The 24,368-nt window shown below is 68.8% G+C and carries 26 protein-coding genes; 6 read left to right on the top strand and 20 right to left on the bottom strand.

Annotation, left to right across the window (positions count from 1 at the left end; all coding sequences use genetic code 11):
- Positions 1-904 (top strand): hypothetical protein (locus tag E3O19_RS05880; RefSeq protein ID WP_206750937.1); only part of this gene is annotated, 904 nt, incomplete at its 5' end.
- Between the two features lie 183 nt (positions 905-1,087).
- Positions 1,088-1,540 carry a DUF2269 family protein gene (locus E3O19_RS05875; protein ID WP_134566087.1) on the top strand — a complete coding sequence of 151 codons (453 nt, stop codon included), beginning with the start codon at positions 1,088-1,090 and terminating at the stop codon, positions 1,538-1,540.
- Between the two features lie 2 nt (positions 1,541-1,542).
- On the opposite strand, the gene E3O19_RS05870 is transcribed toward E3O19_RS05875, so the two are convergent.
- The 10 genes from E3O19_RS05870 to E3O19_RS05830 form a co-directional block, all read right to left on the bottom strand.
- Positions 1,543-2,340 (bottom strand): sulfite exporter TauE/SafE family protein, encoded by a 798-nt coding sequence (locus tag E3O19_RS05870; RefSeq protein ID WP_198413867.1) that lies wholly within the window; start codon positions 2,338-2,340, stop codon positions 1,543-1,545.
- A gap of 210 nt (positions 2,341-2,550) precedes the next feature.
- Positions 2,551-3,612 (bottom strand): DsbA family protein, encoded by a 1,062-nt coding sequence (locus tag E3O19_RS05865; protein ID WP_134566083.1) that lies wholly within the window; start codon positions 3,610-3,612, stop codon positions 2,551-2,553.
- Positions 3,613-4,842, bottom strand: coding sequence for an aminotransferase class V-fold PLP-dependent enzyme (locus tag E3O19_RS05860; protein WP_134566081.1), 1,230 nt, complete (start codon positions 4,840-4,842; stop codon positions 3,613-3,615).
- Between the two features lie 36 nt (positions 4,843-4,878).
- Positions 4,879-6,384: a multicopper oxidase family protein gene (locus E3O19_RS05855; protein ID WP_134566079.1), complete on the bottom strand. Its 1,506-nt coding sequence runs from the start codon at positions 6,382-6,384 to the stop codon at positions 4,879-4,881.
- Positions 6,384-6,665, bottom strand: a complete 282-nt coding sequence (locus E3O19_RS05850) for an SHOCT domain-containing protein (protein WP_134566077.1) — start codon at positions 6,663-6,665, stop codon at positions 6,384-6,386. Before E3O19_RS05850 ends, E3O19_RS05855 begins: the two co-directional genes overlap by 1 nt.
- 102 nt (positions 6,666-6,767) lie before the next feature.
- Entirely contained in the window at positions 6,768-7,730 is a 963-nt protein-coding gene (locus E3O19_RS05845) for a F510_1955 family glycosylhydrolase (RefSeq protein ID WP_134566075.1), read from the bottom strand.
- Complete coding sequence (locus tag E3O19_RS17730) at positions 7,727-7,879, bottom strand: hypothetical protein (protein ID WP_166804487.1); 153 nt, start codon at positions 7,877-7,879, stop codon at positions 7,727-7,729. The genes E3O19_RS05845 and E3O19_RS17730 overlap by 4 nt, the downstream gene beginning before the upstream one ends.
- A 43-nt stretch (positions 7,880-7,922) precedes the next feature.
- Entirely contained in the window at positions 7,923-8,459 is a 537-nt protein-coding gene (locus E3O19_RS05840; RefSeq protein WP_134566073.1) for a hypothetical protein, read from the bottom strand.
- A 165-nt stretch (positions 8,460-8,624) separates the two neighbouring features.
- The gene (locus E3O19_RS05835; RefSeq protein WP_134566111.1) at positions 8,625-9,182 is read right to left on the bottom strand and encodes a gluconokinase; all 558 of its coding nucleotides are present in this window, start codon (positions 9,180-9,182) and stop codon (positions 8,625-8,627) included.
- A 34-nt stretch (positions 9,183-9,216) separates the two neighbouring features.
- Positions 9,217-10,662, bottom strand: coding sequence for a GntP family permease (locus E3O19_RS05830; protein WP_420898587.1), 1,446 nt, complete (start codon positions 10,660-10,662; stop codon positions 9,217-9,219).
- A gap of 249 nt (positions 10,663-10,911) precedes the next feature.
- Here E3O19_RS05830 and E3O19_RS05825 point away from each other — a divergent pair, with 249 nt between their 5' ends.
- Positions 10,912-11,661 carry a FadR/GntR family transcriptional regulator gene (locus E3O19_RS05825; protein WP_134566071.1) on the top strand — a complete coding sequence of 250 codons (750 nt, stop codon included), beginning with the start codon at positions 10,912-10,914 and terminating at the stop codon, positions 11,659-11,661.
- A gap of 40 nt (positions 11,662-11,701) precedes the next feature.
- On the opposite strand, the gene E3O19_RS05820 is transcribed toward E3O19_RS05825, so the two are convergent.
- Both E3O19_RS05820 and E3O19_RS05815 read right to left on the bottom strand, forming a co-directional pair.
- The gene (locus E3O19_RS05820) at positions 11,702-12,988 is read right to left on the bottom strand and encodes an ATP-binding protein (RefSeq protein WP_134566069.1); all 1,287 of its coding nucleotides are present in this window, start codon (positions 12,986-12,988) and stop codon (positions 11,702-11,704) included.
- A gap of 95 nt (positions 12,989-13,083) precedes the next feature.
- On the bottom strand, positions 13,084-15,723 hold the full coding sequence (locus E3O19_RS05815; RefSeq protein ID WP_166804486.1) for an excinuclease ABC subunit UvrA: 2,640 nt from the start codon (positions 15,721-15,723) through the stop codon (positions 13,084-13,086).
- Between the two features lie 347 nt (positions 15,724-16,070).
- Between E3O19_RS05815 and E3O19_RS17725 the strand changes: the two genes are divergently transcribed.
- Positions 16,071-16,247 carry a hypothetical protein gene (locus tag E3O19_RS17725; RefSeq protein WP_166804485.1) on the top strand — a complete coding sequence of 59 codons (177 nt, stop codon included), beginning with the start codon at positions 16,071-16,073 and terminating at the stop codon, positions 16,245-16,247.
- 83 nt (positions 16,248-16,330) lie between these two features.
- Here E3O19_RS17725 and E3O19_RS05810 read toward each other — a convergent pair whose 3' ends face one another.
- Both E3O19_RS05810 and E3O19_RS05805 read right to left on the bottom strand, forming a co-directional pair.
- Positions 16,331-16,879: a helix-turn-helix domain-containing protein gene (locus E3O19_RS05810; RefSeq protein WP_134566067.1), complete on the bottom strand. Its 549-nt coding sequence runs from the start codon at positions 16,877-16,879 to the stop codon at positions 16,331-16,333.
- 8 nt (positions 16,880-16,887) lie between these two features.
- Positions 16,888-17,556: a cyclase family protein gene (locus E3O19_RS05805; protein WP_134566065.1), complete on the bottom strand. Its 669-nt coding sequence runs from the start codon at positions 17,554-17,556 to the stop codon at positions 16,888-16,890.
- Between the two features lie 114 nt (positions 17,557-17,670).
- On the opposite strand from E3O19_RS05805, the gene E3O19_RS05800 reads away from it, so the two are divergent.
- The gene (locus E3O19_RS05800) at positions 17,671-19,236 is read left to right on the top strand and encodes a purine-cytosine permease family protein (protein ID WP_134566063.1); all 1,566 of its coding nucleotides are present in this window, start codon (positions 17,671-17,673) and stop codon (positions 19,234-19,236) included.
- Positions 19,237-19,239: 3 nt separating this feature from the next.
- Entirely contained in the window at positions 19,240-19,653 is a 414-nt protein-coding gene (locus E3O19_RS05795) for a nuclear transport factor 2 family protein (RefSeq protein ID WP_134566061.1), read from the top strand.
- Positions 19,654-19,696: 43 nt separating this feature from the next.
- Here the strand turns inward: E3O19_RS05795 and E3O19_RS05790 are convergent, their stop codons facing one another.
- The 6 genes from E3O19_RS05790 to E3O19_RS05765 all read right to left on the bottom strand — a co-directional run bounded on the left by E3O19_RS05790 (position 19,697) and on the right by E3O19_RS05765 (position 24,316).
- Positions 19,697-20,710, bottom strand: a complete 1,014-nt coding sequence (locus tag E3O19_RS05790) for an acyl-CoA thioesterase (RefSeq protein ID WP_241981229.1) — start codon at positions 20,708-20,710, stop codon at positions 19,697-19,699.
- Between the two features lie 70 nt (positions 20,711-20,780).
- Complete coding sequence (locus E3O19_RS05785; RefSeq protein WP_134566059.1) at positions 20,781-22,085, bottom strand: MFS transporter; 1,305 nt, start codon at positions 22,083-22,085, stop codon at positions 20,781-20,783.
- A 69-nt stretch (positions 22,086-22,154) separates the two neighbouring features.
- Positions 22,155-22,478 carry a YciI family protein gene (locus E3O19_RS05780; RefSeq protein WP_134566057.1) on the bottom strand — a complete coding sequence of 108 codons (324 nt, stop codon included), beginning with the start codon at positions 22,476-22,478 and terminating at the stop codon, positions 22,155-22,157.
- Between the two features lie 61 nt (positions 22,479-22,539).
- A complete protein-coding gene (locus E3O19_RS05775; protein ID WP_134566055.1) occupies positions 22,540-23,001 on the bottom strand; it encodes an SRPBCC family protein in 462 nt (153 codons plus the stop codon).
- A 5-nt stretch (positions 23,002-23,006) separates the two neighbouring features.
- Positions 23,007-23,996 (bottom strand): TIGR03086 family metal-binding protein, encoded by a 990-nt coding sequence (locus tag E3O19_RS05770; RefSeq protein ID WP_134566053.1) that lies wholly within the window; start codon positions 23,994-23,996, stop codon positions 23,007-23,009.
- A complete protein-coding gene (locus E3O19_RS05765) occupies positions 23,996-24,316 on the bottom strand; it encodes an ArsR/SmtB family transcription factor (RefSeq protein WP_174776901.1) in 321 nt (106 codons plus the stop codon). Before E3O19_RS05765 ends, E3O19_RS05770 begins: the two co-directional genes overlap by 1 nt.
- Positions 24,317-24,368: the final 52 nt, after the last annotated feature.

Here is a 24,368-nt window from a genome sequence, read left to right as displayed (position 1 = left end):
CAATCCCACGGCCGCGCGGGCCTGCCCAGCCCGCGCCCGCCCACACCGCGCCCGAAACCGCTGGGCGCTGCCGCGACCGCGGGCGCGGGCTGCCGAAACCACCGCGGGAGCGAGGACGAAGCGTCTGCGCAGCCCGGCCATGGCGGTGCCCGGCCATGGCGGTGCCCGGCCATGGCGGTGCGCGGCCATGGAGGTGCCCGACCGGCGGCGGTGCTCGACCACCGGCTACGCTCGACTACAGGCCAGCCAGGGAGAAACCGTGACGCACTCGTATCCGCTCTACCAGGCCATCCGGGCCCAATGCTTCTGCTGCCAGGCACTGCAATCGTTCACCTTCACCTCCGCGACCGACCAGGTCGTCTGCGCGCTGTGCCTGCACCACCTCGGCGGCGACAAGGCAGAGCGCCGGGACGCCGAACACGTGCAACTCTGGCTGGCACAGTACGCCGACCTGCAGGAGGTGCACCGGATGGGCGCCGAAAAGGCTGCGGTGGCCGCGGCAGAGGCTGCCGCGACGATCCTGACCCTGACCGGACAACTCGACGACCTCCGCGGCCTGGTCGCCGGCCGCTTCGACCGCACGGTGAGCGGGGAACTCCGGGCCGTGCTAGAAAACGACCTGGTCAGGCGCGCCGAACGCCGCGGCATGCTGGCACTGCGTCAGCGGGACTGGGCGATGGCCGTGATCTGGCGGCTCGGGATGCTGCATCATGACGACCCCGCACGCCTCGGCTCCTGCGCCTGCGGACGAGCCATCATGGCCTGCGCCGAGGGGCGCGTGCTCGACCCGCAGCGGCAGGCCGTGAGCGACTGGGAAAAGAAGAACCTGGCCCTGCTCGCGGCAGGCAAACGCCATGGCCTCCCCGACGACCACCCCGGTGTTGCCGCGGCAGGTGCCTGGTGACCCTCCGGAACTCCGTCGCCCGGGTCACCTCTTCGGCCTGCTCGTCGACGAGTAGCGGGCATCCGGGCGACGCAGTCCGATCCCATCCGGGCGACGCAGTCCGATCCCATTCGGGCGACGCAGTCCGATCCCATTCGGGCGACGCAGTCCGATCCCATCCGGGCGACGCTCTACGCTGAAACCATGGATATTCTGTTCAACACCCTGCACATCGTCGCCGCGGTCTTCATTGTCGGTCCGATGGCCATCCTGCCGATGACCGCCATGCGTTCCATCCGGGCGGGGGAGGCTGGGCAGGTCGCCACGCTGGCGAAGTCGGTGAACCTGTTCACCCTGCTGTCGATCGTCGTCGCATTCTTCGGCTTCGGCGCCCTCGGGGTCTCAGACCCCAAGGACGGCTTCACCTTCGGCTCGACCTGGGTACTGCTCTCGATCCTCGCCTATGTGATCGCCCTGGCGATCAACCTGTTCGTCGTCGTCCCGGCCATGCGACAGGCGGCGGAGGCCATCACCGCCGGAGCGGGGGCGGCCACCCTCGAGGCCAAGCCCGCCGGTTACTCCCGCGTGGCGATGGGATCCGGGAGCTCGTCGCTTCTTTTGGTCATCGTGGTCGTGCTCATGGTCTGGAAGCCGTAGCCTCAGGTCGCGAACAGGACCACGGCGGCGATCACCGCGACGAGCACCAGGATGGTGCGCAGCACCGGCGCGGGCAGCCTGCGGCCGATCCGGGCGCCCAGCCAGCCGCCCGCGGCCGAGCCGACGCCGATCAGAATCGCGATCCGCCAGTCCACAGTGCCGCTGGCGATGAAAACGATCGCCGAAAGGAGGTTCGCCATCCCGGCGAGCACGTTCTTGGCGCCGTTGGCGCGGTGCAGGTCGCTGGACCAGAGGATGCCGAGCAGGGCGAGCAGCACCACACCCTGGGCGGCGCCGAAGTAGCCGCCGTACACGCCGGTGGCGAGCACGCCGAGGGTGAGCCCGAGGGTGAGCGGGCGGGCATCCGTTGCCGCCTCTTCGGCGTCGCGGAGGGACGTGCCGGCCGGTCCCGCGGTCGCCCGGCGCCGGACGAAGCGGGCCACGCGAGGCTGGATGGCCGAGAGAAGCGCGGCCAGCAGCAGGAACGGGACGACGCCGGCGAAGAACCCCCCGGGCAGCACCAGCAGCAGCAAACCGCCGGTGATCCCGCCGACCGCGGAGAAGAGCGCCATCCAGGCGACCGCCCGCCACTGCGTCGCCAGTTCACGCCGGTAGCCGACGGCGCCGACGACGGAGGCCGGAACCAGGCCGACCGTGTTGGACACGTTCGCGATGATCGGCGGCACGCCGAGCGCAAGCAGCACGGGGAAGGTGATCAGGGTGCCGGCGCCGGCGACCACGTTGATGATCCCGGCGGCGATTCCGGCGAGCACGATGATCGCGCCATCGACCAGCGTCACGCGGGGCCGGCGTTGCTGTCGGGAGTCCCGTCGACGAGCTTCACGATCGCGGAGCAGTCCAGAATGCCCGCGCCGGCCCGCCCATCTTGCCGAGCCCGATCCATCCATTCGTTGCCATGACGCCAGCTCCTTTGCCTCGGGCGACCGGGAACCGTGCCCCATCCGTAGTCTGCCAGACGCGGTTCGCGGCCGTTCGAGGCCCGACCCAGGTCAGTCCAGGTCGTCCACCGAGACCAGCCCGTCGTGCCGGCGTCCGTCGAAGATGATGGTCGGGATCTTCACGGTGTGGATGCGCTCCTCGACCAGGGTCTTGTTGTGGGCGATCACCTGGGCGACTTCGGTCGAACCGGCGACGGATGCGACGGTGTCGACCTGCGCCCGGCTCAGGCCGAACTCCTGTGCCCATTCCTGGAGCAGCGCGGTGGTTTCCGCGGAGTCCGCGCCGTTGATGACGCTCTGCCAGGACACGCCCTCGTCGTTCTCCTCGGTGTAGATGCGCTTGAGGATCTGCCAGTCGACCGGCGTCTTCGCGTCGGCGAGCGGGTTCAGGCGCAGGGCCTCGAGGTACTGGGTGACCAGCAGCGAATTCGGGAACTTGTAGCCCGTTGCCGACTGGATCGGGAAGGCGATGTAGCTGAGGTTCCGGCGGTCGGCGAACCCGGCCTTCTCGATGTTCTGGAACAGCTGCAGGCAGTAGGTGCAGCCGGGGTCGATCACCTCGAGCGCCGTCTCCTTCTTCGCGTCCGGGCCGTTCAGGTAGGTCGCGTTCGCCGGCAGGTATTCCGAGGCGTCCCAGTTCTGCATCCGCGAGGGAATCGCGGAGAACGTCTCGCCGAGCCGCACGAAGTCGTTGCCGAACGCACCGACGACGTCCCAGGCCGCCAGGGATTCGCCGAAGGTGGGGGTCTGGTCGGGGATCGAGCAGGCCTCGGCACCCAGGCTGCACGAGGCAGAGTCCTGCTTGTTGCAGGTGCCGTAGACGTAGAGGTTCGCCGCGCTCTCGACGACGACGTAGCCGCTCCAGATGGTCGTGAGCACGACGAGGAACGCCACCACCTCGAGGGCAACGCTGGCGGGGCCGACGAGTCCGGGGCGGCGGGCCGCGAGCGGCGCGAGCATGTGGTCCTTGAGATCTTGCTTAAAGGTCGTGTCGCAGGGGCGGAAGGTGACCCGGCGGAGCGTGCAACTCGCCGCCTTCGCGAGGTAACGCCGGTAGCGCGCCGAGATGGCGGCCATGAAGAGGAGAACGATGAAGGCGGCGATGCAGAACACTTAGGAGAGGCCTTTCATGAGGCGGGCGAGGGCGTCGTGTGCCCGGTCGACGTCCGCCATGGTCGAATGCAGCCCGAGCGAGAAACGCAGCAGCGGGGGAAGACCGAGCCGTTGCTTGAGGTAGTGATGCGCGCAGAAGTAACCGCTGCGCGCGGCGATCCCCGATTGGGAGAGAAAGACGGCCAGTCGGTGTGAATCCTGCTTCGCCGCGTAGACGCTGATCACCGGACTGGCCGCGGCGTTGACCATTGTCAGGCCGGGGATGTCGGAGAGCGAGTCGAAGAGCCGCTCCGACAGGGCCGAGAGGTGTTCGGTCGGGAGCCGGCCGCCGGGGCGAACCCGGCCGATCCAGTCGGTCGCCCCGCGGAGGGCGATGATCTCGGCCCAGGCCTGTAGCCCAGGTTCGAGCAGGGCGCCCGGGTCGTTCGGGAGCAGGTCGTAGGAGTCCTCACGGACATCCGCGACCATGCCGCCGCCGACGAAGGCGAGCTCGAGCGAGGCCAGCAGTTCGCGCCGGGCGACGATCACGCCCAGGCTCGCGCCATACATCTTGTGCGCGGAGAAGCAGATCGCATCCGCGTCAGTCTTCTGCAGCAGGGCGCGCTCGTGGGCCATCGCCTGGGCGGCATCGAGGATGACGATCCCGCCGCGTGCGTGCGTGTCGCGCACGAGGTCGGCCAGGTTCGTCAGGAGCCGGCCATCGATGTTCGAGGCGGCGTTGACGACCACGATGGCGCGTTCGAGCCGGGCCGGTTCGTAGAGCAGGGCGCCGTCGGCGGCCCGGTCGAGCAGGAGCCGGGGGATGCCGAGCCGTTTTGCCGCCGTCATGGTGGGCAGGAAGACCGAGTTGTGCTCGATGTGGCTGGTAACGACCCGGGCGTAACGGCCATGCGGCAGTTGCTGTAGCAGCAGGTTGAGGCCGAAGGTCGTGTTCAGGGTGAAGGAGACCGCGTAATGGCGTCCCGAGAGTCCGAGCAGACCGAGCACGCCCTGCCGGGCGGCCGCCACCTCGTCGTCGACGCGCCTGCCCCAGGCATATTTCACCCGGCCGCCGCAGGCGTTGTAGCTGGTGTAATACTCCGTCAGGGCATCGAGCACCGGTTGCGGGCGCAGGCTCTGGCAGGCGGAGTCGAGATAGACCACGCCGGGGTCGAGGTAGGAGAAGTCGGCGAGACGGTCGGTCCTGATCGCCTCCGGCGTGGCGCGCCGGAAAAGTCCGTTGTGTTTCATGATCCTGAATCTTTCCGGCTCAGTCCAGGTGAGCGGTTAGCCGGCCGGACGGACATCGATGACGCCCATCATGCCGTTGTCTTCGTGGTCGAGAATGTGGCAGTGGTACACGGTCTTGCCGGTGAATCCGGTGAAGGCGATCCGCACCAGAACGACCGAGCGGGCCGGCACGTTGATGACGTCCTGCCAGAGCACGGAGTCCACGGCGCGGCCGGCACGTTCGATGACCTGCATCGGCCAGACGTGCAGGTGCAGCGGGTGGTCCATCCGGCTGGCGTTGGTCAGGGTCCATTCCTCGACGCTGCCGCCCTGCACGGTCGTGTCCACCCTGGCGCCGTCGAATTCGCGGCCGTTGATGGTGAAGCCCATGCCGCCGCCGCCCATCATGCCGCCCATGCCCATTTCGAAGACGAATTCGCGGCGCGCCGTGACCGTGGCGCCGCGAAGGTCGGGCGGTGTGGCTTGACGGGGGATTGGCGCCAGCGCGTTGGCGTTGCCGCCGGAACCGGCATCTGCGACAGTCACCGTGGCGAGCGTGACCTCGGAGGGGGAGGAACCGCCGCTGCCGCCCATCATGCCGTCGTCCCCGCGATCGTAGGGAACGGCGCGCAGGGCGGCGACGCCCTCCGTCGCGGTGACGAGCAGATCGGCACGATTGCCGGGTGCCAGCAGCACCTCGTCCACCTTCTTCGGCTTGCCGAACCGGCCGGAGTCCAGACCGAGGAGCCGCAGCTCCTGCCCGTCGAGTCGGAGTCGCAGGTAGCGGGAGACGCAGGCGTTGACAATCCGCCAGCGTTCGCGTTCGCCCGAACGGATGTCCACCGCCGGGTTCAGCTGTCCGTTCACCAGCACCAGCTCACCCTCACGTCCGTGCATCCGTTCGGCCACCGTGGCCCGGGCCAGGCTGCCTTCGGCGTTGAGGGTGAGGTCGGAGACCACCAGCACGCGTTCGCGGGTGACCGGGATCGGCAGCGGGTCTTCGACGACGATGGCGCCGTAGAGCCCGCCGAAGACCTGGGCGGCCACGACCCCGTGGTGATGCGGGTGGTACCAGTAGAGGCCGGGCGGGTGGTCGGCCGGCAGCCGGAACTCGTAGTCGAACGAGTCGCCTGGCTCGATCATGACGAACGGGTTGTCGCTCTTGCCCTCCGGGGAGACGTGCAGGCCGTGGGTGTGCAGGTTGGTGGGGTCGGCGAGACCGTTATGCAAGGTCACCGCAACCCGGTCCCCGGCCCGCACACGCAGCGTCGGACCCGGGAGGCCGCCGTTGTAGCCGAGGGTGGCGGCGTTCCGGCCGCCGATCCGCACCTGGCCCGGCGCGGCATCCAGCGTCACCTCCAGCACACCGTCGCGGCTCTTCAGCTCGGTCGGCTGGCGCAGCGGCTCGCCGGATTTCGCCCCGAACGCCGACCGGGCGACAGTGTCGCCGAACGGGGTACGGCCGGGCTGCGCGGTCCAGAGCAGCCCGGCACCCCCGACGACGGTGCCGGCCAGTCCCAGACCGCCGAGGGTGACGGCGGTCCGGCGGCTGATCGGCTTCACTAGGCGCCCTCGCCGAGTACCTGAACCTGCTCACGATACTGCTCGGCGGTCAAGTCGCCTTGCGCAAAGCGTTCGTCGAGGATCTGGCGGGCGCGGCTCCTGCCGGGTGAGCCGGCCGGTAGTGTCCGTGGGTCCGGTGCGTTCCGCGGGTCCGGCGTGTTCCGATCCACTCCGCCGGAGAACAGCCGAACCATGAGGACGACGAGCAAGGCGATGCCGACCAGCGCCAGCAGGCCGAACACCCAGGCCCATCCCATTCCTCCTCCGTAGCCGTACATCATGATTGGTCTCCTTTCGTGTGGGACGGATTTTCCGTCGGTGTCAGTATGCCCCCGGGGGTAATTCCGAGCTTCGTGCCCCAGGTAGATCTCTGGCTCATGGCCCTAGGCCTTTACCGAGACGAGAACGGTCCAGGTCGCTCCGAAGTCATCGCTCGCCACGACGCCGCGGTTGTCCGCGGCGAGGATCCACGGCACGCTGCCGCCGACGTAGCTGAGGGCAATGGGGGCACCCTCGGTGCGGCCGCCCTTGACCCAGGGTCCGGCGGCGGACCCCTGATGCCAGACCACGCCAGCCGGGTCGATCCCGACGAGGCCGCCGCCGGTCTGTGCATCGCCGACGTCGATCAAAAGCAGGGTCGGCGCGTCGGGTTCCAGGCTGAAAGTGCGGCCGGCGTCGCTGCTGCCGACGAGACCCTCGGCCGTGGTCGCGAAGACCTGGTCCGGATTGGCCGGGTTGGCCGCGAGGTCTCGCAGCGGCACTGTTTCGCCGGTCGACCAGGTCGCGCCCGAGTCGTCGCTGATCACCAGGGTGCCGGTGCCGGAGTCGTAGCCGTAGACCCGCAGATTGTCGCCGGGCAGGGGTACGGCGTCGAGATCGTGAAAGTCCGTCTTGCCCGCGAGCGAAAGCCGGGTCCAGTTTTCCGCGGCATCCGTGCTGGAGATCAGACCCAGGTTGGGCAGGGCGAGATCGGAAGGCTGATCGGGAGCGGGATGCCCGGAGGCCAGCAGCAGGCCGGGTGCGGCCACCGTGAAGCCCATGACGTCGAGCCGGCGGTTGGCGACCCGCGTCGGCTGCGAGATGCCACCGACCGAGGACCTGGCCGGATAGCTGGAAGGCAGCGCGTCCGTGGGGATCAGCCACACTCCCTGGTGGGTGGCCACAAAGGTCTTACCGGATCCGGCGTCCGCGCCCAGGCCGTGGATGTGCTCGAAGCCATCGGCTGCGGCTGGCGGGGCGGCAGGTGCGGCATCCGGGCCTGGGGCGCATCCGGCCAGAAGGATCGCGACCCCGGTCGCGAGAGCTCCGGCACAGCCGAGTTGCCTGGTTCTGCGAGGGGAGATCATCGTGAACCCCCGCTCCAGAGCGTCGCGAGGAGGCTCGTCATGACGGCGATCTCCTCAGTGAGGATGGGTGGGCGCGAGGTGCGCGGGTACAGCTGCATGTTGGTCATCCATTCGTCGGGGAAGAGTGCGAAACCGGTGGCCGTTGACACGGCGAATCCACGCTGCCGGAGAGGGCGCGCGGACGGGTTCGATCTAGACGCGACTAATGGAGAGGAGGGTGAGGCTGGGGCGATGCAGGTGAAGCGGAATGGCCCGGAAGGTGTCATTGACGAAGCCGCCGGAGGCGAAGACCAGACCCGACTCGGACGGCATCCGCGCGAGAATAGCGTTGGAGCCGACCACGAGCACGTTGGAGCAGGACGTTGCGGCCGTGCCGCCGCCGCCGAGCGAGTTGTACTTGGAGCAGAACGCCGGCTGGCTTGCTGACGTGGCCAGGGTCATCGTCGGACCGGTGCGCGTCGCCGGCGCAGCCGCGATTGGGGGAATCGCCGGGAGCGCATCCGCCACTGGGTTCGCGCCCGGCATCTGGTTCGTGGTCGCCGCCCGGGGCGCGGCCATGCTGGTTGCCCCCATGTGGGCCATGGCATGCCCGGTGCCGCCGGAGTAGACCGCGACCAGGCAGAGGAGCATGGCGACCAGGGTCAGCATGACGAGGATCACGGCGCGAAGGGGGCCGTGTGCGGCCGACGCGGGGCCGGCCGACACCGCGGAGGAGGCGACCTGGTTCATCTCACCTCCGCTCGCCCGGCACGGATGTGCGGCACGATAACCGGCCGGATACACCGACGGTACCCATTCAGATTAGCCGAACTCGGCAGGGAAACCCTGTGAGCGGCCGCCACGCACGAACGGCCCCGCGAAAACGGGGCCGTTCGTCGGTCAATCGATGTGCTGTCAGGCGCCCTGGACCGTGGCGCCGCGGCCGACCGAGGATTTCCCGGGCTCCGCGGCGCCCAGGCTCGACGAGCCCGGACGCGGCGTGAGAGCGAGCCGCCGCACGATCTCGGCGGCCTCCTCGGCCGGTGCGCGTCCGGCGTCTATCGTGATCGCCCGCTCGTCGGCGTCCGGCGCCTCGAGGGTCGCTACCTGCGAGTCGAGCAGCGAGGTCGGCATGTAGTGGTCGTGCCGGGTGGCGAGCCGCCGGCCGATCAGGTCCTTCGACCCGGCCAGGTGCACGAAGATCACGTTGTGCTCCCGCAGCACGTCGCGGTAGCGGCGTTTGAGCGCGGAGCAGGTGATGATCCCGGGCATGCCCGCCATGGTGTGCTCGATGATCCACGACGAGATGGTGTCGAGCCACGGCGCGCGGTCCTCGTCGTTCAGGGCGTGGCCGGCCGACATCTTGTCGATGTTCTCCTGCGGGTGCAGGTCGTCGCCCTCCTCCAGGTCCCAGCCGAGCTGGCCGGCGAGGATGCCTGCCACCGTCGACTTCCCGGAGCCGGAGATTCCCATGATCACGAGGACGGGCTGCTGGTTCTCGAACACGCTAGATCACTATGTTCAGCAGGAGCACGCCGGCCAGGCCGGTGAGGGAGATGAGGCACTCCATGATGGTCCAGGTCTTCAGGGTCTGCCCGACGGTGGTGCCCAGGTATTCCTTGACCAGCCAGAAGCCCGCATCGTTGACGTGGGAGAGGAACAGGGAACCGGCGCCGATCGCGAGCACCATCAGTGCGAGATCCGTGCCGCCCAGGCTGGCGGCAACCGGGGCGAGGATGCCGGCGGCGGTGACGGTCGCGACCGTCGCCGAACCGGTGGCGACGCGGACGAGTGCGGCGACGAACCAGGCCAGGAGCAGCACCGAGATGCTGCTGCCGGCGACGGCATTCGCGATGACGGTTCCGATCCCGGTGTCGATCAGGACCTGCTTGAACCCGCCGCCGGCGCCGACGATGAGGAGGATGCCCGCGATCGGGGGAAGTGAGTCGGCAAGCGACTTGGAGACGGCGGCGCGATCCATGCCGCCGCCGCGGCCGAAGACGATCATTGCGTAGATGACGGCCAGGCCCAGGGCGATCATCGGGGTACCGAGGAAGTCGAGCGCGGTATTGAGCGGCGCGGTGGAGCCGGGGGCGGTGGCATCGGCGATCGACCGTGCCAGCATCAGCACAACGGGGAGCAGGATGCCGGAAAGGGTGATCAGGAAACTCGGGCGTGCGGTGCGCGTCTCGCCGGCACCCAGGTCCTCGGTGGTGATGAAGAGGGCGGGCACGGGCACGGAGACCCAGCGGCTGGCGAACTTGCTGAAGACCGGGCCGGCGACGATGACCGTGGGGATGGCGACGAGCACGCCGATCGCGAGGGTGAGGCCGAGGTTGGCGCCGAGTGCCGTGACGGCGACCAGGGGGCCGGGGTGAGGCGGCACGAGGCCGTGCATGACGGACAGGCCGGCGAGGGCGGGGATGGCGATCCGGATGAGGGACATCCCGCTGCGCCGTGCGACCAGGATGATCACGGGGATGAGGAGCACGAGGCCGACCTCGAAGAACATCGGCAGGCCGATCAGCCCGCCGATCAGCGCCATCGTCCAGGGCAGCGTGCGGACGCTGGAGCGGGTGACCAGCGAGTCGACGATCCGGTCGGCTCCGCCGGAGTCGGCGAGCAGCTTACCGAACATGGCGCCGAAGCCGACGAGGATACCGACGCCCGCCATGGTCCCGCCGAAACCGGTGCTGAAGCTGGTGACGGCGGCACCCGGTGCGAGCCCGGCGCCGGCGCCGACGCCGACGGCGCCGATCGCGAGGGCGAGGAACGGGTGGACCTTGAGCCAGGTGATCAACACGATGATGACGGCGATGCCGACGATCGCGGCGATGATCAGCTGGGCGTCGCTTCCGGCCGGGGTGATCGGCACAACCGGCGTGGGTGCCGCGGTCACAAGGGAGAGATACATCTGGATGTCCATTCCGAGGCCGCGTCCCTGCGACCCCATCGTCATAAGTGGCGCACGGGGAGTCGTCCGGCCGGCTGTGGGTCCGGCATAGTGGAAGGACACACCGTGCGGTAATAAATCTGATTAATCAGATAATTGAGTGTGGCATACGTGACGTGGTTGTGGGAAGAGCGACGGCGCAATTCGCCGCTACGATCGCGGGGACGCCGCAAACGATTGCTGATACCGGTCACCGCGGCGCAGGCAGCGAGCGGCACCGGAAGCGAGCGGCACCGGAAGGAAGCACTGATGATCACTGGCGATGGCCTCGGCTCGTGGCGCGAACGAGGGCTGCACGCCCGGGTGCTGAACTCCCTCGGCCAGGAGATCGTCGACGGACGCTACGCGCCGGGGGACATCCTGAACCTGGACGAGATCAGCGCGGCCTTCGCCGTGTCCCGTTCGGTGCTGCGCGAGGCCCTGCGGGTGTTGCAGTCGCTCGGCATGGTCGAGCCGCGCCAGCGGGTCGGAACGCAGGTGCTCCCGCGAGGGGCCTGGGACCTGATGAACCCGCAGATCATCCTCTGGCGCGGCCGGGGGCCGGAGTACTTCACCCAGATGCGCGAGATGCTCGAGATGCGACTCGGGATCGAGCCGGTCGCCGCCCGGCTGAGTGCTCGGCTGATGACGGATGCCCAGCTCGTCGCCGTCGCCGAGGCCGCCGCGGCGATGGTCGCCGCCGATCTCGCCGGCGACGGCCGCCGGTTCCTGGAGTCGGACATCGCCTTCCATTGCCTGATCCTGGTCGGATCGGGCAACAGCGTGATGGGTCACTTCGCCGGCACTGTCGCCGCGCTGCTGCGCACCAGGGAAGAGGAAAAGCGGTTCACCATCACCGAGTACACCCCGCCCTCCGCGCACCGGCACAACCAGCTCGCCGTTGCGCTCGCCGAGCGTGACGCCGACGCCGCCCACCGCTGGTCGTACGCGACGATCGAGGCCACCCTGGCGGAGTTCATGCAGGAGGCGGGCGACGCCGCGGGCCGGCCTGGGGTCTGACACCGCGGCATCCGCCCAGCGGCCCGCCGTTCCGGAGCGCTCAGAGCCGGGCGAGCCGCTCGATGTCCTCCAAGAACTCAGCCGCCACCTGGGCCGACACTGTGGTGCGGGTCGAGCGGATCGCCGCCAGGTAGTCGTCGGTGCCGGGGCCGCTCGGGTCGGTGTCGCCAGGGTCGTCGAAGAGCGCCCGCTCCAGCGCCTGCTGTGAGGCGCGCCGCGCGGCGTATTCGATGTCGGCCGGTGAGAAGCCGCCGCTCGCCTGGACCAGGGTGGCCAGGTCGACGGAGTCGGCGAACGGTTTGGGGATGTAACCCGCCCAGATCGCCTGGCGGGCGGCATCGTCGGGCAGACCGATCGGGATGACGTAGTCGAAGCGTCCGTGCCGGAGCAGCGCCGAGTCGAGGGCTCGGATGAAGTTGGTCGCGCAGACGAGCAGCCGGCCGGGCTGTTCCCGGAAGGCGGGGATGATCTTGAGCAGCTCGTTGGTCACGCCCTGCAGGGGCGAGGGTGGTTCACCGCCCCGCTGCGCGGCGATCTCCTCGACCTCGTCGATGAAGACGACCGCGTGCTCGAGCTCGGAAATCTTGAGGAATGTCTCCCTGAGTGCGCCGGCCAGGCCCTGGGGGTCCCCGGCCAGCCTTGACGGGAACACCTCGACGAACGGCCATTCGAGACGGGAGGCGATGGCCTTGGCGAAGGTGGTCTTGCCGGTGCCTGGCGGGCCGAAGAGCACCACGGCCTTCGGCGGCACAACGCCGTACCGGTCGGCCATGTCCGGCTTCGCCAACGGCATGACCAGTCGTCGCTCGAGCAGCTCCTTCTCCTTGCGCATGCCTCCGACCCCGGCCCACAGGTCCCGGGGAAGGATGCGGCCGCCCACCTCGCTGAGTGCGCGCAGGCCCTCTCGTTGCACCGGGATATCGCGCTCGAAGTAGCGCAGCTGCTTTTTCACCTCGAAGCCGCGGTTGAGGAACGCGTCGACCCGGCTGGCGGTCTCCGGCATCAGTGCGGAGAGCTTCGTGATCCCGTGCGGCGCCATCCGCGTCTCGAGGGCCGCCAGCATGGCGGTGCCGATGCCCTGGCTCTGCCAGGACTGCCGGGTGGCGAGGAAGACGATCCAGCCCTGGGCGTGGGCGGCCCGGCCGACGGCAGCGCCCACCACCTCGTCGCCGTGCAGTGCGACCACGGCGTGGTCTTTCTGGCAGGACGCCATCACCTCGGACAGCCCGTATACCGGCTCCGTCTTTGCCGCCGTGATCTCCTGCCAGAGCTGTAGGATGCCGTCGAGATCGTCTGCATGGAAGTCCCGAATACGCCAACCGGTCATTGAGGCTCCTTCGCGCCATGAGGTGTGCTGACAAATCTAGGTCATCCGGGACCGGTAGCGCCCGCAGACAGCCGGGTTCGCAGCCCCGCGGTGGGCTAGCCGGCGCTGCCGTCGGCCAGGCGCCGGGACAGGTAGGCGGCGGTGCGGCTCTCCGCATGCGCGGCAACGGTCTCGGGCGGTCCGGAGACGAGGATGCGCCCGCCCGCGTCGCCGCCGGCCGGCCCGAGGTCGATCACCCAGTCGGCCGCTGCGACCACGTCGAGGTCGTGCTCGACCACGATCACCGTGTTGCCGGCGTCGACGAGCCGGTTCAACTGGGTCAGGAGCAGTTGCACGTCGGCGGGGTGCAGGCCGGTGGTCGGCTCGTCGAGGAGGTAAAGGGTGTGGCCGCGGCGGGCACGTTGCAGCTCGGTGGCGAGCTTGATCCGCTGCGCCTCACCGCCGGAGAGTTCGGTGGCCGGCTGGCCGAGCCGGAGGTAACCGAGGCCGACCTCGCGGAGGGTGCCCAGGCTGCGCGCGGCGGCCGGGACGTCCACGAGGAATGCCGCGGCCGCGTCCACGGTGAGGCCGAGCACCTCGGCGATGGTGCGGCCGTTGTAGTCGATCTCCAACGTCTCGGGGTTGTAGCGGGAGCCGCCGCAGGCCGGGCAGGGCGCGTAGCTGCCCGGCAGGAAGAGCAGCTCGACGGCCACGGACCCCTCGCCGAGGCAGGTCTCGCAGCGGCCGCCGGCCACGTTGAAGGAGAAGCGGCCCGCGCCGTAGCCGCGTGCGCGGGCTTTGTCCGTCGCGGCGAAGGCCGATCGTACCGCGTCGAAGAGCCCGGTGTAGGTGGCCAGGTTGGAGCGCGGGGTGCGGCCGATCGGCTTCTGGTCGACCCGCACGAGGCGATCGACGGTGGCGAGGCCGGTGATCCGGTCGACGGTGGTCGCGGAAGAGACCGTGCCGGGAGATTCCGGGTCGCCGGTGTCGTCGGCCCCGGCGACAACCGTGTCGTCGGCCGCCGCCCCGCCGGGGTGTAGCTCATGCCGGACAGCGTCGGCAAGGACCTGGCTGACCAGGGTGGACTTGCCCGAACCGGAGACCCCCGTCACCGCGGTGAGAACGCCCAACGGAAAGCTGGCGTCGAGGGCACGGAGGTTGTGGCGGCTGATCCCGTGCAGGCCGAGCCACTCGGCGGGCACCCGGCGCTGCGGCTCGGCCGGTGCGGGGGACAGGGCCGCGGAGGCGTTCTCGACCTTGATTCGGGATCCATCCTCGGTCCCGGCGAAGAGGAATCGACGGGTGACCGACTCGGGCACGTCGGCCAGCCCGGCGATCGGCCCGCTGTAGAGCACGGCGCCTCCCTCGGTGCCGGCCAGCGGCCCGACGTCGACGACCCAGTCGGCCTTGCGCACGACGGCCATGTTGTGCTCCACGACGAAGACGGAGTTGCCGGACTCCTTGAGCTGCTCGAGCACGACGAGGAGCGGCTCGGCGTCGGCCGGGTGCAATCCGGCCGAGGGTTCGTCGAGCACATAGATCACGCCGAAAAGACCGGAGCGGAGCTGGGTGGCGATACGGAGCCGCTGCATCTCGCCCGGCGAGAGGGTGGGGGTTGCCCTGGCCAGGCTGAGGTAGCCGAGGCCGAGCTCGAGCAGCACCTCGATCCGGGAGAGCAGGTCGCGGGTCAGCGTGACGGCGACCTCGGTGACCTCGCCGGATGCCGCATCCGGCCGGGCCGCGCCGGCCTCGGTGAGGACCGCAGTGGGCCGGATGACCTCGGCGAGGCCGGTCAGCGGAAGCGCGGCCAGTTCGGCGATCGACCGGCCGGCGAAGGTCACCGTGAGGGCCGCGGGGGTCAGCCCGGTGCCGCCGCAGAGCGGGCACGGCCCTGACTCGACGAATCGCAGCGCCCGTTCGCGCTGGCTCTGGCTCTTCGAGTCGGCCAGGGTGTGCATGACGTAGCTGCGCGCGCTCCAGAACCGCCCCTGGTAGGGCTTGGCGATTCGGTCGCGTTGGGGCACAACTTCCACGACGGGCTGCTCCTCGGTGAACAGGATCCAGTCGCGGTCGGCGGCCGGGAGGTTACGCCAGGTCGTGTCGACGTCGTAGCCGAGCACGATCAGGATGTCCCGCAGGTTCTTGCCCTGCCAGGCGCCCGGCCAGGCCGCGATGGCCCCGTCGCGGATGCTCAGGGTCGAGTCGGGCACCAGCGAATCGGCCGTGACGGTGTGCGCTATGCCCAGCCCGTGGCACTGCGGGCAGGCACCGGCTGCGGTATTCGGCGAGAACGAGTCCGACTCGAGGCGCACCGCGCCTGCTGGATATGTGCCGGCGCGGGAATACAACATCCGGAGCGAATTGGAGAGCGTGGTGAGCGTGCCCACCGATGACCGGGCGCTGGGCGTGCCGCGCCGCTGCTGGAGCGCGACTGCTGGCGGCAGCCCGGTGATCTCGTCAACCCTCGGGCTGTGCCCCTGCTGGATCAGGCGGCGGGCATAGGGTGCGACCGATTCGAGGAACCGCCGTTGGGCCTCGGCGAAGATCGTGCCGAACGCCAGGGAGGACTTGCCGGAGCCGGACACCCCGGTGAATGCGACGATGGCGTCGCGCGGCACGTCGACATCGACATCGCGCAGGTTGTTCTCCCTCGCCCCGCGCACGCGCACGAAGCCCGTGGTCGCGTCGGTCCTCGACCCGGTGCTCGATCCAATGGTCGATTCGGTGGAGCGTGGGTCACGGGGCAGGGGTTGCATCAGAGGACTCTAGTGGGCGCGGCTGGCCGATGCCCGTCCACGGCCGCTGCGGAGGTATCATTGTGGTTGCGATCCCGTCCACTGATGGTGGTGGGTCGGTGGGACATCCCTCGCGTGCAGTCCGATGCCAAACCGTGACAATCTCGATCGTCCATTCATTGAACAAGGCTCAGCGGCGTGCCGTTCACTTCACGTTTGAGACTGAGAGACCCAATGGCCGATTCCACGAACAATTCAACGATCCAGTATGTTTCGGCGCTTCGATGGGCCGCACTCAAGCGGGAGTTCGTCTCCCGGCAGAGTGCCTCCAATGGCGTTCGGGACAAGGATCGGGACTGAGAGCGACAGTGGCTGAACCGTCCGCACCCGACCAGGCGCAGCCGGCGCCGGTCAATCAGGTGTCGTTGCCGCGCTGGGCGGAGCTCAAGCGTGCCTATGTGGCGCGCCAGAGCGGCGAACACGGCGGGCCGACGGCGGGTGCGGAGAACGCGGCCGACCCTGACCCGATCGCCCCGGAGAGCTGACCCGCCCGTCCCGTGCGGCTGAGTTGCGGACACAACACGTTCGCGCGCTCGACGAAGGTGCTTTGGCCGCGATTCAGCACGGCTTACGGGGCCGGGGCCAGCATCCAGAGCACTTCGCACTCCTCCGCGGTCGACGCGTTGCGCCAGGTGTGAGGGTCGCGGCCCCGGAAGGTCATCGCGTCGCCCGCATTCAGTGAGAACGTTTCCTCACCGATCACGATGATCAGGGTGCCGTGCAGGATGTAGGCGAATTCGATCTCTGTGTCGAGAACATAGAGGTCGAGGCCGGCCGAGCCGCCGGGATCGATAACCGAGCGGATGACCTCGACCTGGTTCTGGTTGCCGGGCGTCAGCAGGCTCTCGGTCGCGCCCCGGCCGCCGAAATTGATCGGTGAGCCGTGCCCCGCGCGGACGATCTGGGTCGGGGGAGCCTCGAACAGCTCGCCCACCCGCAGGCCGACGGCGTCGCAGATGGCCACCAGGGTGGCAACGGACGGCGAGACCTGGTCGCGTTCCAGCCTGCTGACGAATCCCTGGGTGATACCGGCGCTGGTGGCGACGGCCTCGAGGGTGAGGCCTTTGCCCAGCCGCGCCGCGCGCAGCCGCGCGCCGATTGGAACCTGTCGCGCCATGGAGATCCCTACATTTCGAGGTGCAGCGCGACTGCCCGGACCGGGGCGCCGTCTGCTGCTTCAAAGGCTATCGGTAGCAACGAAATCACCGGACCGGCGAAGTCGATCGAGGCCAGGTTGGTGAGGTTCTCGCTGATCACGCCCGCGACGTCGGCAATGAGGTGGTGAACGGGGAAGCCCTCGCCGGGGTGCGTCTCGTCGGGGGTTTCGTCGATGTTGATGGCGTCGATCCCGAACGTGCGGATGCCGAGGTCGATCAAGCGCGCGCATGCTCTCGCATCGAGAAAGGGATTGTCGAAGTACCGGTCGGTGCCGTAGTGCGTGCTCCAGCCCGTGTGCAGGAGCACGATCGAGCCGGGCTCGAGCAGATGAGCGACGGGTTCGATGTGCCGCCAGGTGATTCGTCCCCGCGCTCCGACGTCCCTGGCATCGACGATGACGCCCGGCCCGATGAAGCGGCCCAGCGGCAGCGCGTCCAGCTTCGGAGCGGATTCGTCGAAGTGGTACGGCGCGTCCACGTGGGTGCCGGTCTGGGAGCCCATACTCACGCTCAGCAGATTGAAGCCGTCACGCTCGATCGTGCTGTGCACCTCGAATCGCGGAACCGGGTCGCCCGGGTAGACCTGGGTGGCGGTGTTCACGGCGACCGAGAGATCGACGACGCTGATTATCTTCATAGTCAAGAACTATTGCATGAGGGACAAGCAAGCGGCTAGGGTCTACCCAACTTGTTCTGAGCCCCCGCTTCTCCCACCGCGCAGCGCCATCCGAGAAACCCGAAGGTCGTCCACATGAGTGAAAACACCGGTACCGTCCACGACGACGGCACGGTGGTGCTGAATGCCCGCCCGAAGGCCACCGAGGTGGAGACGCACGGGATCGACACGATTCCGCCTGCCGACCGCACCTCCACCTGGGTCGACCTGCTGAGGATCCAGTTCGGCGGAGCGAATACGTTCGCGACCGTCCTGCTCGGCACGTTCCCGATCGTACTCGGGCTTTCGTTCTGGCAGGCCGTGCTCGCCACGGTGACCGGCGTGCTCGTCGGCACCGTTTTCCTGATGCCCATGGGGCTCTTCGGACCGAAGACAGGCACGAACAACGCGGTATCGTCCGGAGCGTTCTTCGGCGTGCGCGGCCGGGTCGTCGGGTCGTTCCTGTCGCTCCTCACCGCGATCGCGTTCTACTCCATTTCGGTGTGGGTGAGCGGCGACGCCCTCGTCGGGGGGCTCAATCGACTGGCCGGCATCTCCGACTCGATCGGCCTGCGGACCCTGGTCTACGGCGTGATCGGCGTGATCGTGATCGTGGTGGTGGTCTACGGTTTCCAGTTCATGCTGCTCGTGAACAAGACGGCGGTGATCGCCAACACGGCACTGATCCTCCTGGCCGTGGTCGCCTTCTCCGGAACCTTCGACGCCGGCTACAACCCCGGACCCGACGCGCTGGCACTGGGCGGTTTCTGGCCGACTTTCGTGGCGGCAGCGCTCATCGTGATGAGCAACCCGATCTCGTTCGGGGCGTTCCTCGGAGACTGGTCCCGGTACATCCCCAAGAGCACACCGCCGCGCAAGCTGCTCCTTGCGACGTTCCTCGGCCAGATCCTCACCCTGGTGCCGTTCCTGTTCGGCGTCGCCACGGCAACGCTGGTCGCCGGACAGGCGGACTACGTCTTCGCCCTGATCCAGGCCTCTCCGATCTGGTACGCGGTGCTACTGATGCTGGTCGCGTTCATCGGCGGACTGTCCACCGGGACGACCTCGCTGTACGGCACCGGCCTTGACTTCTCCTCGGTGTTCCCTACCTTCAGCCGGGTGCAGGCCACGATCGGAATCGGCGTGGTCGCCTTCCTGTTCATTCTGACCGGCCGGCTGTTCTTCGACCTCCTCGGTGCGGTCAACGCCTTCGTCGGTGCCATCATCGTGACCACCACTCCGTGGATGGTGATCATGGCGATCGGCTACGTCGTGCGCCGCGGCCACTTCGACGCCCGAAACCTCCAGGTCTTCAACAAGGGGGAAATCGGCGGCATCTACTGGTTCAACTCCGGCGTGAACTGGCGAGGGATGGTGGCGTGGATAGCCGCCGCCGTCATCGGCCTGCTTTTCGCCAACTATCCGCCCATCATCGTCGGCCCTTTCATCGGGATCGGTGGCGGCATGGACCTCAGCCTGGTCACAGCCGTCGTGGCCGGCGCAGTGCTCTACCTGGGCGCGCTCTGGATCTTCCCCGAACCGCGCTACGTCTTCGGTGCGAGCGGGCCACGTCTCGTGCGCGCCACCGACGGGGCCGCGCAGGAAGTCGTCACCGACCATGGCTCGACGGCGGCCAGGGCCGCTGTCCGCAGGGCGCGGTAGATCATGCCGAACGAGCTGGACCGGACAGGCTTGGTGGCCGAGGCCCTTGCCGCGGCGGACACGATCATCGATGACTTCGGACACCATCGGCGGGATGCCTACTTTGCCGGGTTCGCAGCTGAGGCCACCTTCGTGTTCCACACGGTCCCGGAGCGGCTTGAAACGCGCGCCGCCTACGAAGAGTTGTGGCGAGACTGGGAGCAGACCAACGGATTCCGCGTCCTGGGCTGCACCTCGGCGAACCGGCGCCTGCAGCTCCTCGGCACTGTCGCCGTTTTCAGCCACGACGTGACGACCCTGCTCGAATCCGACGGGGTCGAGGAGACCCAGCGCGAACGGGAGACGATCGTGCTCGCCCTGCAGGGCGGTCGCTGGCTCGGCGTGCACGAACACCTCTCGCCGGCATCCCCGGCCTGACCTGCCTCGGCGGGCCAGGGACCCGCGTCAGCAACCCGGCGGACTAGGGCCGGCGGAAGAGTTCCACCGGCATCATCGCGAGTGGCGCGCGCAGGGCGATGAGCGTCCTGGCCTGCTCGTCGAGGGCCTTGTCCTCTGAAGTGATCAGGGTGAGTGGGGTGACCGGTTCCGCGTGCCCATCCGCCCCTATCGCCACGAAGATACTCATGCACGCCGTGGTGAGCTGGAGGTCGTGCGGGTTTCTCGGGCTGCCCGAGTGCACCCGGATGCTGATGTGCATGCTGCGATGACCCGTATGGATGAGCCGGGCATCCACCTCGACGATGTGCCCGATGTGGATGGGGCGGTAGAAGTGGATGCCGCCGGAGTAGACCGCGACGGCAGACTCCGAGCTCCAGGCCGCCGCGGTGGCGAAGGCGGCCTCGTCGATCCAGCGCATGACGGTGCCGCCGTGGGCGTTGCCGCCCCAGTTCGCGTCGGCGGGAGCGGCGAGGAAACGGAAGATGGTGCGCGGTGTGCTGCCCTCCTCGGTATATTCCGCTGCGCGCATGATCGACTGGATGCGTTTGCGCGGCTCGAGCCGGGCCTGGGCGTTCTGCTGCAACGAGCGGTCCACCTCCGAGTGGGGGATCCAGGTGGGCACCTCCCGTGGCTTACCCGCGTCGTCGACGGCGACGAAGACGAGGATGCAGTGGGTTGCCGGACTGTATTCCCTGGCGCGCACATCCGTCGTCTCGACGGTGACGAGCACGTGCATGCTTGTGCGGCCCGTGTGGATGATGCGGGCGTGTACCTCGACGAGGTTGCCCGGCTTGATTGGCCGGGTGAAGTGCACGTTGCCGACGTACGCCGTCACCGTGTCCGAGGCACTCCAACCCACAGCGCAGGCATATGCTGCCTTGTCGATCCACTCGAGCACGCTGCCGGCGGCGACCGTGGTGCCCGAGGCCGCCACGTCCTGGGGCACGGCCATGAAGCGCAGGGTGATGCGGTCGTCCGGCTCCGTTACCCGTACGGTGTCGTCGGTGTCCGGAGTTGGCGTCGTCGGTATGGTCACGGGAACTCCAAGGGAGCCAGGTCGGGGGCTTGGTTCCACAATCCCACGCCGGGCAGGATTATGGAAAATATCAGGCGAGGAGTCCGGCGTCCCGGTGTTGGCGCCGGATCGTGGCCCAGAGCAGTGCGAAGGCCGCCACCTGGAGGGCGACGACGGTGGCGACCAGCACCGGGACCTGGCCGTAGAGAGCCCCCGCCAGTGCCCCGCCGGCGAGTGCCGCCGCTCCCTCGAACGCGGCGAAAATACCGTAGGCGGTGCCGCGCATGCCGTTCGGCACCAGGTCGGCGACCAGTGCCTTCACCGTGGACTCCTGGATTCCGGTTGCCATTCCCCAGAGCACAGCGCCGACGATGACGGCGCCGAGCTGGGCCGAGAGGGTGAGCCCCGGCACGAGGGCGATCATCACGGGCAGGGTGAAGAGCACTCCGGTGCCCAGCTTGTCATAGGCGTAGCCGCTGGCCAGGGCGCCGATGGCGGCCGATCCCATGGCGACAGCGAAGACCAGCGGAACTGCGGCAAGCGGCAGGATTCCGGCGTCTACGAGGTGGAAGGAGATCACGCCGAAGCTGACCAACCCGACCGTGGACACCCCCACGGTCGCAGCGAAGAGGTAGAACGTGCGAGGCAGCTTGAAGGCCGCGGGACGGTCCGCGGGGTCGGACGGGTCACCGGGGTCGACCGAATCTTCCGGCGCGCCTGCCTGTGGCGGCGCAGCAACAGGGGCGCGGTCCCGGCTGCCCTCGTACACGCTGAGGTCGGGCACTCGGGTTCGCATCCAGACGAGGATGCCGATTGCCACGGCGCCCGGAACAGCGAGCACGGCGAAGGCCGGCCAGATCACGGTCGTCGCGGCGATCACGGCGGAGACGACCAGCGGTCCGAGCAACGAACCTGCCTGGTCGAGGGACTTGTGCACGGCGAAGCCTCGGCCCCGCCCGACGGCGCCGGCGGCGTTCGCGAGGAGCACGGTCTTCGCCGGGCTGCGGATCGCCTTGCCGGTGCGTTCGGCCAGGATCAGTGCGCTGGCGAGCACCAGGCCGGTCCCGCCGACAAATGGGGTGACGGCGAGCAGGGGGACGCAGACCGCGGTCAGGGCGTAACCGGCAATGGTGAAGGTCCAGTAGCGGCCGGTACGGTCCGACCATGGACCGGAGATCAGTCGGAAGGAGAGCGCGAAGGCCTCGCCCAGACCCGTCACGACACCGACGACCAGCGCGGATGCCCCGAGCTGGCCCAGGAGCGGGCCGGTGAGCGACTGCGCGCCATCGGAGGCCAGATCGACGACGAGGCTCACGATGCCGAAGTTCAGCACCACCCGCCAGGCCGACCACTGGCGTGCGGGCGGAGCGCTGCCGAGGGGATCAGACTCGCCCATCGGTGCCTCCTGACGAAGAGGGTGGCCGGCCGGGACCAGCGTCCCGGCCGGCCGGACTTTGATCCGAGGTTACATCTGTCCGAGTTCGAAGATCTGCAGGCTGAACCGGCCCTTGCCTTCGCTGAGGAACGGGTGACCCTCGGCGAGGGCCTTCGCCTCGTCGAGGCTGGCGGCCTCGACGACGCTGTACCCGGTCAGGTCGGCCGCCGCTGCGGTCGAGCCGTCGTCGACGAGGGCGGTGCCGCCGGCGAACGGGGCGCCGCCCTCGACGAGTGCCGACCCGATCCGACCCATCCAGGCCCCCCATGCCGCGGTCTCCTTCTCACCCTGTTCAGGAGTGAACTGGTCCGTCGGGGTGGCGGGGCCCTTGTAGATGTAGATGAACTTGCTCATGGTGCTTCCTTCCTGTTGGTGCACCCGGCCAGGCGGCTAGGTGCTGTTTCGTGGGTGTCGGTCAGCTCGGTGCTTCGGCCCCGGGTCCGGCCGCTTCGAGGATGCCGGCCAGCCGTCGCAGATCGCCGCGGTTGATGAATCGCATCGCGGCCGCCATGACCGGGGCGACGAGTCGGGAAAAACCGTGCGGCGCGCCGCTGTTGCGCAGGGTCATCCGGGTGCGGGAGGCGTCGACCGCGGCCCAGGTGTATTCAGTTCGCATGGGGAACGGGCCCTCCGAGGTGCGCATCACGAGGCGTTCCCCCGGGACGTATTCCTCGATTTCGTAGGTGTAGTCGAGGGTGCGGCCGAGGAATCGTGCGATGAAGGCTATCCGCGCGCCGGGAGCCAGTGGGCGCGGGCTGCGCCACTCTGCCGTGTCAATCCTCGAGTACCAGCTCGGTGCGTTGTCGGGGTCGGCCGCGTAGTCCGCGACTTCCCGGCAGGGGCGGCGGATGATCGCTTCGGTTGTCACGTCAACCATGGGAGTCACTCCGGATTCCGGCGGCCGGTGAAGGCCAGGAGGCGTGGCAGGCTCGCGGCCGATTCCTCGACTTCGATGGCCGTGTGGAAACTGCCGCCGCGCATCGGGTCGGTGATGATCTGGCGGGCCAGGCCGAGGATGTAGTCGGAGAGCGCCGGCGCCACCTCGAGGTGCTGCCCGGTCGCCGTCGCCAGGTCCCAGGCGTGCACCAGGAACTCCAGGTTGAGGATGTTCGCCACGGTCGTCGCGGGAAGGCCGCCGGGTCCGAGGTCAAGGGTTCCGGCCAGCCCGCGGAGCCGGAGGGCCTCGAGGGTCTTCTGGGCGATGTCGGCGATCCTTACTTCGGCGGCGGCGGCGGCGGCGGGTGTGGTGGTGGCGTCGGGCGCAGGCACCCCGAGCGCCGTGCCGATCCGGGCGATCGAGCCCTGAAGGTGAGCGACGAGCCCGGCGACGGTGAAGTCCTCGCAGGGCGTGGGGGCATCCTCGTTCTCCGCGGTCACGCCGCGTAGCACGCGCTGCACGATGGCGAGGGCGGCCTCCGCGCTGGCCAGCGGGTCGATCGGGTCGGGGAAAGCGGCCCATTCATCCGGGCCGACTTCCCCCTCGACACCGAGGGTGACCAGGCGGCCGAGGAAGTGCTGCCAGCCCTGGGCGTGGCTTGCCGCCTGCTCGGCAGTGAGACCGTCGTGCACGAGCCGCACGGTGGTGCCACCCTCGACCGCGTCGAGGGTGATCGAGACCGTGGAGGATCCGGGTGGCAGGTCGGACGAGTCTTCCCAGCCCCAGCTGAGCACGACCCGCCTGCCCGGCTCAATCTCGGTGAACGTGCCGGCCGCGGAACGACCCGGTACGATGGTCCACCGATATTCGCCGCCCACGCGCAGATCCACCCGCGCGGCCACGGTCTTCCAGCGGCGCAGGCGCTCCGGCTCGGTTATCAGCCGGAACACGGCGTCGGGGTCGAGCGGCAGAAAGACGGTCATGTCGAAGGGCATCAGGATTCTCCTTGCGGTGGGCGCGAACGAAGTGCGTGGGCATCGGACACAAGCTGGTCGAGTTCACTGGTCCAGAAGGCGTCGAAGAGTCGGCGGAGCCGTCCCATGCCGGCCTGGTCCAGCCGGTAATGCCGATTGCGGCCCTCTTTGCGGGCGGCTACGAGCCCGGCTCCTGCAAGCAGCAGCAGGTGCTGGGAGATCGCGGAACGGCTCACCGCAAACTCGCCGGACAACTCGGTCACGGTCTGTTCACCGTGGGCGAGCAGTTGGAGCAACCGGCGCCTGGTGGGCTCGGTTGCCACCTCGAGGAGGTCGACCATGAACAAACGTTAGCAGCGGCTAACGCATTGTGCAATGGTCCGTCCGCGTGGC

The organism is Cryobacterium algoritolerans, assembly GCF_004402785.1.
In the GTDB taxonomy this organism is placed as follows: Bacteria; Actinomycetota; Actinomycetes; order Actinomycetales; family Microbacteriaceae; genus Cryobacterium; species Cryobacterium algoritolerans.
Note: the sequence above shows the minus strand (reverse complement) of the source record. Positions and strands in the feature narration are given on the sequence as shown.